This is a genomic window from Kosakonia sp. YIM B13571, from assembly GCF_042788095.1.
In the GTDB taxonomy this organism is placed as follows: domain Bacteria; phylum Pseudomonadota; class Gammaproteobacteria; order Enterobacterales; family Enterobacteriaceae; genus Kosakonia; species Kosakonia quasisacchari.
Map to the genome: position 1 here is coordinate 291,661 of NZ_JBHZPL010000004.1, position 15,376 is coordinate 307,036.

Annotated in this window: 13 protein-coding genes; 10 read left to right on the forward strand and 3 right to left on the reverse strand. The window is 55.4% G+C overall.

The features are described 5' to 3' along the window. Window positions 1-111 precede the first annotated feature (111 nt). From gpmM to ACFX4O_RS12870, 3 genes are read left to right on the forward strand one after another with little or no spacing between them, the layout of a single operon-like run. Window positions 112-1,659: a 2,3-bisphosphoglycerate-independent phosphoglycerate mutase gene (gpmM, locus tag ACFX4O_RS12860; protein ID WP_380209504.1), complete on the forward strand. Its 1,548-nt coding sequence runs from the start codon at window positions 112-114 to the stop codon at window positions 1,657-1,659. A 9-nt stretch (window positions 1,660-1,668) separates the two neighbouring features. After that, a complete protein-coding gene (gene envC / locus ACFX4O_RS12865; RefSeq protein WP_380209502.1) occupies window positions 1,669-2,934 on the forward strand; it encodes a murein hydrolase activator EnvC in 1,266 nt (421 codons plus the stop codon). A 3-nt stretch (window positions 2,935-2,937) separates the two neighbouring features. Beyond that, window positions 2,938-3,879, forward strand: a complete 942-nt coding sequence (locus ACFX4O_RS12870) for a divergent polysaccharide deacetylase family protein (RefSeq protein ID WP_380209500.1) — start codon at window positions 2,938-2,940, stop codon at window positions 3,877-3,879. 35 nt (window positions 3,880-3,914) lie between these two features. Here the strand turns inward: ACFX4O_RS12870 and tdh are convergent, their stop codons facing one another. After that, window positions 3,915-4,940 carry an L-threonine 3-dehydrogenase gene (tdh, locus tag ACFX4O_RS12875; RefSeq protein ID WP_131412392.1) on the reverse strand — a complete coding sequence of 342 codons (1,026 nt, stop codon included), beginning with the start codon at window positions 4,938-4,940 and terminating at the stop codon, window positions 3,915-3,917. Window positions 4,941-4,949: 9 nt separating this feature from the next. Further along, window positions 4,950-6,146 carry a glycine C-acetyltransferase gene (gene kbl, locus ACFX4O_RS12880; RefSeq protein ID WP_380209498.1) on the reverse strand — a complete coding sequence of 399 codons (1,197 nt, stop codon included), beginning with the start codon at window positions 6,144-6,146 and terminating at the stop codon, window positions 4,950-4,952. A 216-nt stretch (window positions 6,147-6,362) separates the two neighbouring features. On the opposite strand from kbl, the gene rfaD reads away from it, so the two are divergent. From rfaD to ACFX4O_RS12905, 5 genes are read left to right on the forward strand one after another with little or no spacing between them, the layout of a single operon-like run. Further along, entirely contained in the window at window positions 6,363-7,295 is a 933-nt protein-coding gene (gene rfaD, locus ACFX4O_RS12885) for an ADP-glyceromanno-heptose 6-epimerase (RefSeq protein WP_131412394.1), read from the forward strand. A 2-nt stretch (window positions 7,296-7,297) separates the two neighbouring features. Next, complete coding sequence (gene rfaF / locus ACFX4O_RS12890) at window positions 7,298-8,344, forward strand: ADP-heptose--LPS heptosyltransferase RfaF (RefSeq protein WP_131412396.1); 1,047 nt, start codon at window positions 7,298-7,300, stop codon at window positions 8,342-8,344. Window positions 8,345-8,347: 3 nt separating this feature from the next. After that, window positions 8,348-9,331, forward strand: a complete 984-nt coding sequence (gene rfaC, locus ACFX4O_RS12895) for a lipopolysaccharide heptosyltransferase RfaC (protein WP_380209495.1) — start codon at window positions 8,348-8,350, stop codon at window positions 9,329-9,331. Beyond that, the gene (gene rfaQ, locus ACFX4O_RS12900) at window positions 9,324-10,427 is read left to right on the forward strand and encodes a putative lipopolysaccharide heptosyltransferase III (protein WP_380209493.1); all 1,104 of its coding nucleotides are present in this window, start codon (window positions 9,324-9,326) and stop codon (window positions 10,425-10,427) included. The genes rfaC and rfaQ overlap by 8 nt, the downstream gene beginning before the upstream one ends. Continuing rightward, the gene (locus ACFX4O_RS12905) at window positions 10,424-11,533 is read left to right on the forward strand and encodes a glycosyltransferase family 4 protein (RefSeq protein ID WP_380209491.1); all 1,110 of its coding nucleotides are present in this window, start codon (window positions 10,424-10,426) and stop codon (window positions 11,531-11,533) included. The genes rfaQ and ACFX4O_RS12905 overlap by 4 nt, the downstream gene beginning before the upstream one ends. Here the strand turns inward: ACFX4O_RS12905 and ACFX4O_RS12910 are convergent. Further along, window positions 11,512-12,615 (reverse strand): glycosyltransferase family 4 protein, encoded by a 1,104-nt coding sequence (locus ACFX4O_RS12910; RefSeq protein ID WP_380209489.1) that lies wholly within the window; start codon window positions 12,613-12,615, stop codon window positions 11,512-11,514. The two genes, ACFX4O_RS12905 and ACFX4O_RS12910, sit on opposite strands and share 22 nt — an antisense overlap. A 244-nt stretch (window positions 12,616-12,859) precedes the next feature. Here ACFX4O_RS12910 and ACFX4O_RS12915 point away from each other — a divergent pair, with 244 nt between their 5' ends. Together ACFX4O_RS12915 and ACFX4O_RS12920 are read left to right on the forward strand one after the other, a co-directional pair. Continuing rightward, window positions 12,860-14,227 (forward strand): O-antigen ligase family protein, encoded by a 1,368-nt coding sequence (locus tag ACFX4O_RS12915; RefSeq protein WP_380209488.1) that lies wholly within the window; start codon window positions 12,860-12,862, stop codon window positions 14,225-14,227. 159 nt (window positions 14,228-14,386) lie between these two features. Next, window positions 14,387-15,370, forward strand: a complete 984-nt coding sequence (locus ACFX4O_RS12920; RefSeq protein WP_380209487.1) for a glycosyltransferase — start codon at window positions 14,387-14,389, stop codon at window positions 15,368-15,370. Window positions 15,371-15,376 lie beyond the last annotated feature (6 nt).

The following is a 15,376-nucleotide window of genomic DNA, read 5'->3' on the forward strand; positions in this document are numbered from 1 at the left end:
CAAACAAGAGGCTGGTCAGCCGCTTTCTTTGATCTTCTGCGGCTATTTTATCGATTCAGCTGTAGTAAAATTACGCAAATTTTTTTGTCTTCTGAGCATGAGGTTGTCGCAATGTCGGTTTCTAAAAAACCTATGGTACTGGTGATTCTGGATGGCTACGGCTACCGTGAAGACCAGCAGGATAACGCTATTTTCAACGCTAAAACCCCGGTAATGGACAAATTGTGGGCCACTCGTCCGCATACGCTGATTGACGCATCCGGCCTCGAAGTCGGCCTACCGGATCGCCAGATGGGTAACTCCGAAGTCGGTCACGTTAACCTGGGCGCAGGACGTATCGTTTACCAGGATCTGACTCGCCTGGATAAAGAAATTAAAGAGCGCACGTTCTTTAGCAACCCGGTGCTGGGCGGTGCGGTAGATAAAGCAGTTGCTGCAGGCAAAGCCGTGCACATTATGGGTCTGCTCTCCGCAGGCGGTGTGCACAGCCATGAAGACCACATTCTGGCAATGGTGGAACTGGCTGCGGAACGCGGCGCGGAAAAAATCTATCTGCACGCTTTCCTCGATGGTCGCGACACGCCGCCGCGCAGCGCGGAATCCTCGCTGAAAAAATTCGAAGACAAGTTCGCCGCGCTGGGTAAAGGCCGTGTTGCGAGCATTGTTGGTCGCTATTTTGCCATGGATCGCGACAACCGTTGGGATCGCGTTGAACAAGCTTACAACCTGATGACCGAGGCCAAAGGCGAATACACCTTCGATAGCGCCGTTGCGGGTCTGCAAGCGGCTTACGCTCGCGACGAAAATGACGAGTTTGTAAAAGCGACGGTTATCCGCGCCGCAGGCCAGCCCGATGCGGCAATGGAAGATGGCGACGCACTGATTTTCATGAACTTCCGCGCCGACCGCGCACGCGAAATTACCCGCGCGTTCGTTAACGCAGACTTCGACGGTTTCGTACGTAATAAAGTGGTTAAGCTGGGCGATTTCGTCATGCTGACCGAATATGCCGCCGACATCAAAACCGCCGTCGCTTATCCGCCCGCTTCTCTGGCGAACACGCTTGGTGAGTGGATGGCGAAACACAACAAAACCCAGCTGCGCATTTCCGAAACGGAAAAATATGCCCACGTCACGTTCTTCTTTAACGGCGGTATAGAAGAGCCGTTCCCGGGCGAAGACCGTATTCTGATCAACTCGCCGAAAGTAGCGACTTACGACCTGCAACCGGAAATGAGCTCCGCAGAGCTGACCGAGAAACTGGTAGGCGCTATCACCAGCGGGAAGTACGACACCATTATTTGTAACTATCCGAACGGCGATATGGTCGGTCATACCGGCATGTTTGACGCTGCTGTAGCGGCTGTTGAAGCGCTGGATCATTGCGTTGCCGAGGTGAGCAAAGCGGTGGAATCCGTCGGCGGCCAGATGCTGATCACCGCCGACCACGGTAACGCAGAGCAAATGCGCGACCCGTCAACCGGCCAGGCGCACACGGCACATACCAACCTGCCAGTGCCGCTGATCTATGTTGGCGACAAAGCGCTGAAAGCCGTTTCCGGTGGCAAACTTTCCGACATCGCGCCAACTATGCTGACGCTGATGGGCATGGAAATCCCGCAAGAGATGACTGGTAAGCCGCTGTTCATCGTGGAATAATCGCTCCCCATGAGGGGAAAGGCGATTTTTTCAATTACATGGGTCGGGATCCGGCCCTTTCTTTGCGCCAGCGCACTCAGCGCTGGCGCATTGCTGTGCGCCGTTTCCGCCCACGCGGATGATCGCGATCAGCTCAAATCTATTCAGGCTGATATCGCTGAAAAAGAGCGCGCGGTACGCCAGCAACAACAGCAACGCGCGAGTCTTCTTGCCCAGTTAAAGGCACAGGAAGAAGCCATCTCTGCCGCTACTCGCCAGCTGCGGGAAACGCAAAACACCCTCGCCCAGCTCAATAAGCAGATCGCCGAGATGAACGCCTCGATTGCCAAACTGGAACGTCAGCGCACCACGCAAGAACACAACCTTGCGGCGCAGCTTGATGCGGCGTTCCGCCAGGGGCCGCACACCGGGATCCAACTGATTTTAAGCGGTGAAGAGAGCCAGCGCGGCCAGCGTCTGCAGGCCTACTTCGGTTATCTCAACCAGGCGCGACAGGAAACCATTGCTCAGTTGAAACAGACGCGTGAAGAAGTTGCCACGCAAAAATCCGAGCTGGAAGAGAAGCAGAGTCAGCAACAAACGCTGTTGTATGAGCAAAAAGCGCAGCAGGCCAAACTTGAACAAGCGCGCAGCGAGCGGCAGAAAACCCTTTCTGGTCTGGAATCTTCCATTCAGGAAGGACAACAACAGCTAAGCGAAATGCGCGCCAACGAATCTCGCTTACGCGATCGCCTCGCGCGTGCGGAAGCGGCAGCTAAAGCCCGAGCCGAACGCGAAGCCCGCGAAGCGCAAGCCGTGCGTGACCGCCAGAATGAAGCCAGCCGCAAAGGTACCACGTATAAACCTACCGAGAGCGAACGCTCGCTGATGTCCCGCACTGGTGGTTTAGGTTCGCCGTCAGGCCAGGCCGTCTGGCCGGTTCGCGGCCCGCTGCTGCATCGTTATGGCGAACAACTGCAGGGTGAACTACGTTGGAAAGGGATTGTTATTGGCGCGTCGGAAGGCAGTGAAGTGAAAGCCATCGCCGACGGGCGGGTGATCCTCGCTGACTGGCTGCAAGGCTATGGTCTGGTGGTGGTGGTTGAACACGGCAAGGGCGACATGAGCCTTTACGGTTACAACCAGAGCGCACTGGTGAGCGTAGGCACCCAGGTTCGCGCCGGTCAGCCGATAGCCCTCGTAGGGAGCAGTGGCGGTCAGGGCCGGCCTTCACTCTATTTCGAAATTCGCCGTCAGGGTCAGGCGGTCAATCCACAGCCGTGGTTGGGAAGATAAGGTTTGCTTCAATTTCGTCGTATTGTTTTGACGCTCGCCAGTGCGCTGGCGTTTTCTGCTCCGGTATTCGCCGGGAAACTCGCCATCGTGATCGACGATTTCGGCTACCGTCCACAAACTGAAAACCAGGTGCTGGCCATGCCGCAGGCGGTTTCCGTCGCGGTGTTGCCCAATGCAACGCACGCGCGGGAAATGGCGACCAAAGCACACAACAGTGGCCATGAAGTGTTGATCCATCTTCCAATGGCACCGCTGAGCAAACAGCCGCTGGAAAAAGACACGCTGCGCCCGGAGATGAGTAGCGCAGAGATTGAGCGCATCATCAGCGATGCCGTCAACAAAGTGCCGTATGCCGTCGGGCTGAATAACCATATGGGCAGCGCCATGACGTCAAGCCTGTTTGGCATGCAGAAGGTAATGCAGGCACTGGAGCGCTATAACCTCTATTTTCTCGATAGCATGACCATCGGCAATAGCCAGGCGCTGCGCGCAGCCTCCGGCACCGGAGTGAAAATCATTAAGCGCAAAGTGTTCCTGGACGATACACAAAACGAAGGTGATATCCGCCGTCAGTTTGACCGCGCCGTACAGTTAGCGCGCCGCAATGGTTCCGCCATTGCTATTGGTCACCCGCATCCCACCACCGTTCGCGTTTTGCAGCAAGCGCTCTCCAGCCTGCCTGCAGATATTACGCTGGTGCGCCCAAGTGACCTGCTCAATGAACCGCAGACAGATACGTCTACACCCAACGCCACACCGCCAGGTAATGTCAACCCACCACCGCGTAATCCGTTCCGCGGTGCAAAACTGTGTAAAGCGAAGCACAAACCTGAGCCGGTTTACGCCAGCCGCTTCTTTAGCGTAATTGGTGAAAGCGTTGGCGAAAGTACGCTGGCGCGTTATATGCAGAATCAGTGGCAAGGGTGGAAAACAACCCACCCTTAAGCATTAAAAAGGCGCCCGCAGGCGCCTTTTCGTCATTAATCCCAGCTCAGAATCACTTTGCCGGACTGACCCGAACGCATCGCGTCGAATCCCTGCTGGAACTCATCAATGCTGAAACGGTGGGTAATGATCGGTGAAAGATCCAAGCCAGACTGGATCAACGCCGCCATCTTATACCAGGTTTCAAACATCTCCCGGCCATAAATCCCTTTGATAAACAGCCCCTTGAAGATGACCTTAGTCCAGTCGATCGACATATCGGACGGCGGAATACCCAGCATCGCAATACGGCCACCGTGATTCATGGTGTCGAGCATCGTGCGGAACGCAGGCGGCGCGCCGGACATCTCCAGACCCACGTCGAACCCTTCCGTCATGCCCAGTTCTGCCATCACATCCGCCAGATTCTCTTTGGCGACGTTAACCGCGCGGGTAACCCCCATTTTGCGCGCCAGCTCGAGGCGGTACTCATTCACATCGGTGATAACCACATGGCGTGCGCCAACGTGTTTTGCCACCGCCGCAGCCATAATACCAATCGGGCCTGCGCCGGAGACCAGCACGTCTTCTCCCACCAAATCAAAGGAGAGCGCGGTATGCACCGCGTTACCAAACGGATCGAAAATCGACGCCAAATCATCCGAAATATTGTCGGGGATTTTGAAAGCGTTGAACGCCGGGATCACCAGGTATTCGGCAAAACAGCCCGGACGGTTGACGCCCACACCGGTGGTGTTGCGGCACAGGTGCGTACGCCCGGCGCGGCAGTTACGGCAGTGGCCGCAGGTAATGTGGCCTTCACCGGAAACGCGATCGCCAATTTTAAAACCTTTCACTTCCTGGCCGATGCCCACCACTTCGCCGACATATTCATGGCCGACCACCATCGGCACAGGAATGGTTTTTTGCGACCAGTCGTCCCAGTTGTAAATATGAACGTCAGTGCCGCAAATCGCGGTTTTGCGGATTTTAATCAGCAGATCGTTATGACCAACATCCGGCTCCGGTACGTCGGTCATCCAGATGCCTTCTTCCGCTTTCAGTTTGGATAACGCTTTCATTTCACGCCCTCAGGCAATCACACCCAGTTGTTTACCAATGCGGGTAAAGGCAGCAACCGCACGCTCAATTTGTTCAGGCGTATGCGCCGCAGACATCTGTGTGCGGATGCGTGCCTGACCTTTCGGCACCACCGGGAAGAAGAAGCCGGTGACGTAAATCCCCTCTTTTTGCAGCTCACGCGCGAAGTTTTGTGCCACCACCGCATCGCCCAGCATCACCGGAATAATCGCATGGTCTGCGCCTGCCAGCGTAAAGCCTGCGGCGGTCATTTTTTCGCGGAACAAACGGGCATTGGCCCACAGGCGATCGCGCAGCTCAGCGCCGGACTCGAGCATTTCCAGCACTTTAATGGACGCCGCAACAATGGCTGGCGCCAGTGAGTTGGAGAAAAGATACGGGCGGGAACGCTGACGCAGCCACTCCACCACCTCTTTACGCGCCGCGGTGTAACCGCCAGACGCGCCGCCAAGCGCCTTGCCCAGCGTGCCGGTGATGATGTCCACGCGCCCCATCACGTCGCAATATTCATGCGTACCGCGCCCATTCGCGCCAACAAAACCGACCGCATGAGAGTCATCGACCATCACCAGCGCGTCATATTTATCCGCCAGATCGCACACGCCTTGCAGGTTGGCGATCACGCCATCCATCGAAAACACGCCGTCGGTCGCAATCAGCACATGACGCGCACCCGCTTCACGCGCCTCTTTCAGGCGGGCTTCCAGCTCCTGCATATCGTTATTGGCGTAGCGGTAACGCTTCGCCTTACACAGACGCACACCATCGATGATAGAAGCGTGGTTCAACGCATCGGAAATGATGGCATCTTCCGCGCCGAGCAGCGTTTCAAACAGGCCGCCGTTCGCATCGAAGCAGGAGGAATAAAGAATGGAATCTTCCATGCCGAGGAAGTCGGCCAGCTTCTTCTCCAGCGCTTTGTGGCTGTCCTGCGTGCCGCAGATAAAGCGCACCGACGCCATACCGAAGCCGTGGCTGTCCATGCCGGCTTTCGCGGCAGCAATCAAATCAGGGTGGTTGGCAAGGCCAAGGTAGTTATTGGCGCAGAAGTTAATAACATGGTCACCGTTCGCCACGGTGATATCAGCCTGCTGGGCTGACGTGATAATGCGTTCTTCTTTAAACAACCCTTCCGCACGTGCGGTTTCCAGGTCGTTCGTTAACTGTTTATAAAAATCCCCACGCATCGCAATTCTCCAGACTGGGCAAATTTCGGCACATATTACCGAAAGGTATACGGTGATACGAGATGACACAGCATCCATTCTTCATTTTGTAGCATAAATCACGCATAGCCATATCGTTCACTGGGTGAATGGCTGAAGGGTCGTCAATGTGATGATATGATAAGAGACATTAGTGTCTGAGATCGTCTCAACGCTCCACTTTTCAAAGGTACAGTTATGATCATCGTGACCGGCGGCGCGGGTTTTATCGGCAGTAACATCGTTAAAGCCCTGAATGATAAAGGCATCACCGATATTCTGGTGGTGGATAACCTGAAAGACGGCACCAAATTCGTCAATCTGGTCGACCTGCACATTGCCGACTACATGGATAAAGAAGATTTCCTGCTGCAGATTATGTCTGGCGAAGAGTTCGGTGATATTGAAGCCGTATTCCACGAAGGTGCGTGCTCATCCACCACCGAGTGGGACGGCAAGTATATGATGGATAACAACTATCAGTACTCCAAAGAGCTGCTGCATTATTGCCTGGAGCGCGAAATCCCGTTCCTGTACGCCTCTTCAGCCGCGACTTACGGCGGGCGCACCTCGGACTTTATTGAATCCCGCGAATACGAAAAGCCGCTCAACGTTTACGGCTACTCAAAAATGCTGTTCGACGAGTATGTGCGCGGCATCCTGCCGGAAGCGAATTCCCCAATTGTCGGCTTCCGCTACTTCAACGTTTATGGCCCGCGCGAAGGGCATAAAGGCAGCATGGCGAGCGTGGCATTCCACCTCAATACCCAGTTGAACAACGGCGAAAGCCCGAAACTGTTCGAAGGCAGCGATAACTTCAAACGCGATTTCGTCTATGTTGGCGACGTGGCGGCGGTGAACCTGTGGTTCTGGGAAAACGGTGTTTCCGGTATCTACAACCTGGGCACCGGTCGCGCAGAATCTTTCCAGGCCGTTGCCGATGCGACACTGGCTTTCCACAAAAAAGGCAGCATCGAATACATTCCGTTCCCGGACAAACTGAAAGGCCGCTACCAGGCGTTTACCCAGGCGGATCTGACCAACCTGCGCGCGGCGGGTTACGACAAACCGTTTAAAACCGTCGCCGAAGGCGTAACCGAGTATATGGCCTGGCTGAACCGCGACGCGTAAGTATGAAAATTTTGGTCATTGGCCCGTCCTGGGTCGGCGACATGATGATGTCGCAGAGTCTTTATCGCACGCTTAAAGCGCGCTTTCCCCAGGCGATAATCGATGTGATGGCACCCGCGTGGTGCCGTCCACTTTTATCACGCATGCCGGAAGTCAACGAAGCGATCCCCATGCCGCTCGGCCACGGTGCGCTGGAAATTGGCGCACGCCGTAAGCTGGGCCACAGCCTGCGCGAGCGCCGTTATGACCGCGCCTATGTGCTGCCCAACTCGTTTAAATCCGCACTGGTGCCGTTCTTTGCCAACGTGCCGCACCGCACTGGCTGGCGCGGTGAAATGCGTTACGGCCTGCTCAATGATGCCCGCGTACTGGATAAACAAGCCTGGCCGTTAATGGTGGAGCGCTATGTGGCGCTGGCCTATGACAAAGGCGTAATGCGCTCGGCGAAAGATCTGCCTCAGCCGCTGCTGTGGCCGCAGTTGCAGGTTAACGACAGCGAGAAATTACAAGTTTGCGCGGCGTTTGATCTTTCTGCAGAACGTCCGATGATTGGCTTTTGCCCCGGCGCAGAGTTCGGCCCGGCCAAACGCTGGCCGCACTATCACTATGCCGAGCTGGCAAAGCAGTTAATTGACGAAGGCTACCAGGTGCTGCTGTTTGGTTCAGCAAAAGATCACGAAGCGGGCAACGAGATTCTGGCCTCGCTGAGCACCGAGCAGCAAGCCTGGTGCCGCAATCTGGCCGGCGAAACTCAACTGGAGCAAGCCGTTGTGCTGATTGCCGCCTGTAAAGCGGTGGTCACCAATGATTCCGGTTTAATGCACGTCGCCGCCGCGCTTAACCGCCCGCTGGTGGCGCTGTATGGCCCAAGCAGCCCGGATTTCACTCCGCCGCTGTCGCACAAAGCACGCGTGATCCGCCTGATTTCCGGCTACCACAAAGTGCGCAAAGGCGACGCCGCTGAAGGTTATCACCAGAGTCTGATCGACATTACCCCGCAGCGCGTGCTGGAAGAGTTGAACGCGCTGTTGCTGGACGCGGAAGGATAATCGATGCGGGTATTGATCGTTAAAACCTCGTCGATGGGCGATGTGCTGCATACGCTGCCCGCGCTTACCGACGCCGCGCAGGCGATTCCCGGCATCCGTTTTGACTGGGTGGTGGAAGAGGGCTTCGCCCAGATCCCCTCCTGGCATGCAGCTGTTGAGCGCGTTATTCCGGTGGCGATTCGCCGCTGGCGTAAAGCCTGGTTCTCCGCGCCAATTGCGGCCGAGCGTAAAGCCTTTCGTCAGGCGGTGCAGGCCGAGCAGTACGACGCCATTATTGATGCGCAAGGGCTGGTGAAAAGTGCCGCGCTGGTCACCCGGCTGGCGCACGGTGTGAAACACGGCATGGACTGGCGCACCGCGCGCGAGCCATTAGCGAGCCTGTTTTACAATCGCCACCACCACATTGCTAAACAGCAACATGCGGTTGAGCGCACCCGCGAATTATTCGCCAAAAGCCTCGGTTATACCAAACCGCAAACGCAGGGCGATTACGCCATTGCACGCCACTTTGCCGTCGCTGACGCAGCGCGTTCGCCATATGTTGTGTTTTTACACGCCACCACCCGCGATGATAAGCACTGGCCGGAAGCGCACTGGCGCGAGCTACTTAATTTGCTGGCCGACAGCGGTTTACGCATAAAGCTTCCGTGGGGCGCGCCGCATGAAGAAGCCCGCGCGAAACGGCTGGCACAAGGGCTGGATTTTGTCGACGTCTTGCCGCGGATGAGCCTTGAGAATGTGGCGCGAGAACTGGCTGGCGCGCGGTTTGTCGTCTCGGTTGATACCGGTTTAAGCCATCTTACCGCCGCACTGGACAGGCCGAACGTCACGCTTTATGGCCCAACGGACCCTGGTCTTATCGGCGGCTACGGAAAAAACCAAACCATTTGCCGCCCGGAAAACGCTTCGCAGTTGAGCAACCTTTCTGCCGCTGCGGTTTATCGCCAATTACAGCCTTTGCTGGCAGCTGAGCGTGCCCATGTCTGATTTTTTCTCACCCGAGCGCCCGCCGAAACGGGTGTTGATTATCAAGTTGCGTCACCACGGTGATGTCTTGCTGACCTCACCGATGTTTACCGTACTGAAGAAAAACTGGCCCGGCGTTGAAGTGGATGCGCTGGTGTACGACGATACACAGGCAATGTTAACTAATCATCCGTATATCGATCAGGTGCACACCATTGGGCGCAAATGGCGCAAACAAGGTTGGTTGAAGCAGTTAAGCCTCTATCGCGGCCTGCGCAACCGGCTAAAGGCGCGCAATTACGATGTACTGATTAACCTGACCGAACACTGGCACGGTGCGCGTCTGGCGCGCAAGCTGCAACCTCGCGTCTCTGTCGGCTTCAAACCGGATAAGCGCGGCGGCCTTGCCCGCTGGCGCTGGGTGAAATCCTTCACCACGCTCTATCCGGCTATCCAGGATAACAGCCGCCATATGGTGGAAGTGAACCTGGATGCGCTGCGCCGCATTGGTATCCACCCGGCCAGCGCAGAGGACAAACGCACGCTGTTTACGCCAGGCGAGGAAGCGGAAAACACGATTCTGCAAAAACTGGCGGGCTTTGGCCTTGCCAGCAAATCCTATATCCTGGTGCACCCGACATCGCGCTGGATGTTCAAAGCCTGGCAAATCGACAAGCTGGCGGCGACCATCGACACGCTGGCAGCCCGTGGTTTACCGATCATTCTCTCTGCCGCACCCGCCAAAGAAGAGAGCGAATATATGGATAAGCTGCGCGCCGCACTAACGCAGCCGGTGTTTGATTTGAGCGGCCAGTTGAATCTGAAAGAGCTGGGCGCGTTGATGAAACATGCGCGGCTCTTCTTCGGCGTGGACTCCATGCCAATGCACCTGGCCAGCGCGGTGGGTACGCCTACTGTCGCCATTTTCGGCCCAACGGGCGCGATAAAATGGGCACCCTGGGGTGTCTCTTATCGAGTCATTATCGCCGGTTTCACCTGCCAGCCTTGTGGCAAAGCGGGCTGCGGTGACAGCCAGGTTTCCGATTGTATTACCGCCATTACGCCTGCGCAGGTGCTCGGCGCGATTGATACCTTACTGCTGGAAAACCCCGCATGAAGCTGGCTATCGTCAGACAAACCTATAACCCGAATGGCGGTGCGGAGCGTTTCGTCTCCCGCGCGTTGAATGTGCTGGCGCAGGACACCTCGCTGGATGTCACGTTGATCGCCCGCGAATGGGAAAACGCCGCTGGCTGGCACACTCTGACGGTCAACCCGCCATTTCGTAACCGCAAAATGCGCGAAGCAGGTTTTGCAGAAGCGGCGGCGGCGCGCTTTGCCGATTTCGATATTGTGCAAAGCCATGAGCGCATTCCCGGAGCAACCATTTTCCGCGCCGGAGACGGCGTACACGCTACCTGGCTTGAGCAGTACAGCCGCATTCTGTCGCCGCTAAAACGCTGGTCGCAGAATTTCAGCCCCTATCACCACTACATTCTGCAGGCGGAACGCCAGATGTTCGCGCATCCTGCGCTGCGCACGGTTATCTGCAATTCGCGGATGGTGCGCGATGATATCGCCCGCCGTTTTCAACTGCGCGACGACCAACTGACAGTGATTTATAACGGCGTGGATACCGCCCATTTCCACCCCCGCGTGCGCGAGTTGTCCCTGCGAACGGAACTGGCCATTCCCGCCGATGCGCCGGTGCTGGCGTATGTCGGCTCCGGTTTTACCCGTAAAGGCGTCGCGACGGCGCTGCACGCCATTGTTGCGCATCCGTCCGTCTGGCTGCTGATTGCTGGTCGCGATAAACACGCCCGTAAGTTTGAAAAGCTGGCGCACCAGTTGGGGGTAGCGAAGCGGGTGCGTTTTCTTGGCCCGGTGGCGGATATTCGCCAAGTCTACGGTTCGGCGGATGCGCTGATCCTGCCAACGCTCTACGATCCATTCCCGAACGTCTGCGTTGAAGCGCTGGCTTGCGGGCTGCCGCTGTTTACCAGCCCAGGCTGTGGCGCTGCCGAATGGGTGGTCGAAGGGGAAAACGGCTGGGTGCGCGATGCGCTGGACAGTGACGGCTACAGTGCGTCAGTCGATGAGTGGCTGGCTGGCCGCGCACGCGGCGTGGATTATGCGGCGGCGGCGCGCGCCACCGCAGAACCCTGGACACTGGAGCGGATGGCCCAGCAGTTGCAGGCGCTTTACCGCAATCTGCTGCGCTGAGTGGCGTCGGCGAAGACCTTTTCCATCGCCGCCAGCATACATTCACGCGTTAAGTGGGTGCACAGGTAATCATAACCCTGTTGTGCCAACGTATCGCGTAGCGCGGCATCGCCGATCAGGCGGACAATCGCGCCACGCAGGGCTTCCACATCGCGCTGCACCACCAGCAAGCCGGTTTGTTCATTGATAATGGCATCTGCCGTCCCCCCCGCATCTGTGGCGATAGTCGCGATGCGGCAAGCCAGCGATTGCAGTACACCTTGCGGTACACCTTCCATATCGTGCGACGGACTTAACGCAATATCGAACGCCGGAAACCACTGCGAGGGGTTGCTTTGATGACCCGCCATCAGCACACGATCCTGCAAACCTAGCTGAACGATTTCCTGTTCCAGCATCGTCCGATGTGGCCCTTCACCGACAATTGCCAGTTTGATCGCCGGGTCGTTAATTTGTGCCAACGCTTTTAGCAACACGCTATGACCTTTGTTCGGGCGCAAATGGGACACCACACCCAGCCACAGGGCATCTTGCGCTAATCCGCACTGTTCACGCGCAGCCATTTTATCTGCAGGATGAAAACGACGGGTATCAACACCGCTTGGCACCGAGGTAGTTTGTTCCAGCGGCACACCGATATCGACCATTTGATAGCGCAGCGCCTCTCCGGTACTGACGATATGCGCGCAGGCACGGCGGAATAGCCAGCGCGTGGTCCAGTTATTGCGCGGCGTACCGGAAGCGTGCCGAGTACGTACCAGTGGCACCGGACGCGACAGTGTGAGGTTTGCCAGCGCCACCAGCCAGGTATCGGCGGAGTTATGGCTATTAATCACATCAATGTTGTCGCGGTTCGCTCGTAACCACCGACGCAACTCAAGTAGATTAGCGATATTCTTACGTTTCAGCGGCATAGTCACCACCGTTAAGCCGGCATCGCTCGCCATCTGGTGCAGCGGCGCGGTTTCGGGACACAGGATAGTCACCTGATGGCCGCGCTCCAGCATGCCTAACGACTCATTGATAATCCGCAGCGGCTGCCCGCCTTTCCCGCCATCTGCTTCAGTGTGAACAATATGCATAGATTTCCTGTAACCTGGCTTACAGACGCCATAAGTGGGGCATTATATACATCGGTAACGCCGAAGTGCACGGCAAGCTATTTCCAGGAGAAAGCCCTGGTTACAAAGAAGCCACTTCTTAACATAATTTTTCTGTGGTAGTTTTCCCCGGGCTTCATCACACTGCCCTCGCGATCCTGGGGAATGTATTCTGGAACGTTAATTTGCCGATAAGGCCACAAATTTATTAATCAGCCTGAGAATTATGACTAAAACTCGCACTTTTTTGGCAGGGATCCTGGTCCTCTTCACCCTCGCTCTGTGTTTTGTCTGGCCAATGCCTAACGGTCAATTACCTTTCCACAGAAATGGGTTCATCTATCCGGTTATCGCGCTTTCACTCGGCCTGTTTTTCACCTCTCCACAAGCTCGCGCTCAATTGCACGGTAAACAGTTGCGCTTTGTCCTTTATACGCTTGGTGCGTTAACACTCTTCCTGCTGATCAACGGCTTGTTTGTTGCGCCAGATTTGAAAGAGATGCTCGGCACCTGGGATGGGCAATGGGTGCGTCCCGCACTACTTTTTTGTGCGGGTATTGTGTTGTTGCCAGCCGTACAATCGGCTTTCCCCAATTTTTCCGCTGCCCGGCTATTTACGTTGATTGTGCTTTCTTTCTGGGGCGTCATTCTCATTCATTTGTTGGACACGATTTGGCTTTACTGGCGTGATGGGATAATCCATTGGGGTGAGACGCGTATTGTATTTAACCGCACGCGTATGAGTTTCCAGATCAATATGATCACCGGTTTTATTCTGGCTGAGCTGTTGGCGCGCGGTTTAATGCACCAGCGTTTTCTGCGCCTGAGCACACCGGTGCTTGGGCTGCTACTGCTGTCTAACCTCGTCTGTACCGCATTAGTGGACACACGCTGGGGGACTATCGGCCTGGTTGGCGGCCTGTTTTCCGCCTTCATCCTCATTACGCTGCATAATATGCAACGCAGCCGGGTAGTGTTGACCTGTGGCATTTTAGTGGCAATCGTCACGGCATCTGCGGCGCTGGGCTACGCCTCGTGGAAAACAGACCCGCGCTGGCAAAGCCTGGAAAGCGATGCGATTACCGGCTGGAATGCCCCTTTTGACAGTTTCTGCTATATCAAGAGCGCAGCAGCACCCATAAACGATATGGGTATGCCGATGAACCACTCGAATGGCTGCCGGGCCAGCTTTTTCCATCAGGGATGGAAATTGGTTTTTGAGTATCCTGCAGGGATGGGCCCCCACAAAGAAGCCTTCAACTATATTTTGAATCGCGATTTACATACCGATCGCATTACCATTCCGCACAGCCACTACGGCCTGATTGAATTCGGTCTGCAAAATGGTTTCGCGGGCATCGCGGGCTGGTTAATTCTGTTGGCAGGATGTTGGTATATCGGCTGGCGGCACTTTCGCCATGGCAACACGATGATCGGCATGTTTTTGCTGCTGTTTACGATTGGCTTCTTCTCACGCACGTTGGTTGATCATAACTTGCTGGATCACTATCTTGAGCAATACATGTTTCTTACTGGCCTATTGATTGGCATGTGTGCTTTACAGCAGCTGCGCTCTGATCCCCCCAAAATCTAACAGTCTCCCCATGCGCCAGTAGCTTTCTTTATCGCTTCATAGATAATGAGCACCGCTGGCGCAACCACCACGGAACAAATCTGCCGCTTCGATGGTCTTTAAAAGGCCATCAACTATCAGGGTAAATCCCTCGCACAGTCCGCTTTTAACGGAGAAAGCATGTCCGATATACCGCAACTGAGCCTCGTTATTGCTGTTTATAATGGCGAAAAATTCCTCAGCGCATTCTTTGACAGTATCAAGAATCAGCAACTTGAAAGTCTCGAGATGATTGTTGTTAACGACGGTTCAACCGATGGGTCTGCCAAAGTGATCGCGCGTTACGCCAGTGAGTTTACCCACTTTCAGGTGATCAACCAGGCTAACCAGGGCGTTTCAGCGGCGCGAAATACCGGCCTTGCCGTCGCGCGCGGTGAGTATCTGGCTTTCCCCGATATCGATGATGTGATTTATCCCGGCATGTATCCACGCCTGCTGGAGATAGCGACACAGGGTAATCTGGATGTTGCTACCTGTAATGGCACTTACATCTATGATGACGGCCGCCCGGCAAAGAAAATTTTTCCGTCCGATAAACTCTCTTCAACAGGCGTACTCGAAGGGCCGGTGTGGTTGCAAATGGCGCTCTCGTCACGCAAGTTTCTGCATGTCACCTGGCTGAATATTTACCGTCATGCGTTTATCAAAGAGCATGGCTTTACGTTCGAACACGGTTTGCGCCATCAGGATATACCCTGGACAACTGAAGTATTGCTTACCGCGCAGCGTGTTCAATATGTGGATGAAACGTTTTACGACTATTTGATCCATTCTGCATCGGTATCACATATTCCTGGTACTAATGACACTCGTATGCGTTCAGCGCGCCATTATATGAAAATCCTCGAAATGCTCGACGCGATTAATCGTCGATACCCGGAACAAGTCAAACGTGTGCCGGCTTGTCAGTGGCAAATCGCCAAAGAAGGGTTGGGCATTTTGCATGAGATTAATAACATTGATGATCTAGCAAAAAAACGTGAGATCACGCAGGAGCTTTTTGACCGCGGGATTTGGTCAATGATTTGGCAGAACGCACGCGGATTCCGTCAACGTTGGCGGCTTGGGCGTCGCTACTTTCGGCTTAAAAAACTTATTAAATAACTAAAC

Coding starts and splice junctions, on each gene's coding strand:
- rfaD (WP_131412394.1), top strand. CDS start 6,363: ATGATCATCGTGACCGGCGGCGCGGGTTTTATCGGCAGTAACATCGTT.
- ACFX4O_RS12915 (WP_380209488.1), top strand. CDS start 12,860: ATGACTAAAACTCGCACTTTTTTGGCAGGGATCCTGGTCCTCTTCACC.
- ACFX4O_RS12910 (WP_380209489.1), bottom strand. CDS start 12,615: ATGCATATTGTTCACACTGAAGCAGATGGCGGGAAAGGCGGGCAGCCG.
- ACFX4O_RS12905 (WP_380209491.1), top strand. CDS start 10,424: ATGAAGCTGGCTATCGTCAGACAAACCTATAACCCGAATGGCGGTGCG.
- rfaF (WP_131412396.1), top strand. CDS start 7,298: ATGAAAATTTTGGTCATTGGCCCGTCCTGGGTCGGCGACATGATGATG.
- tdh (WP_131412392.1), bottom strand. CDS start 4,940: ATGAAAGCGTTATCCAAACTGAAAGCGGAAGAAGGCATCTGGATGACC.
- envC (WP_380209502.1), top strand. CDS start 1,669: ATGAGGGGAAAGGCGATTTTTTCAATTACATGGGTCGGGATCCGGCCC.
- rfaC (WP_380209495.1), top strand. CDS start 8,348: ATGCGGGTATTGATCGTTAAAACCTCGTCGATGGGCGATGTGCTGCAT.
- kbl (WP_380209498.1), bottom strand. CDS start 6,146: ATGCGTGGGGATTTTTATAAACAGTTAACGAACGACCTGGAAACCGCA.
- gpmM (WP_380209504.1), top strand. CDS start 112: ATGTCGGTTTCTAAAAAACCTATGGTACTGGTGATTCTGGATGGCTAC.
- rfaQ (WP_380209493.1), top strand. CDS start 9,324: ATGTCTGATTTTTTCTCACCCGAGCGCCCGCCGAAACGGGTGTTGATT.
- ACFX4O_RS12920 (WP_380209487.1), top strand. CDS start 14,387: ATGTCCGATATACCGCAACTGAGCCTCGTTATTGCTGTTTATAATGGC.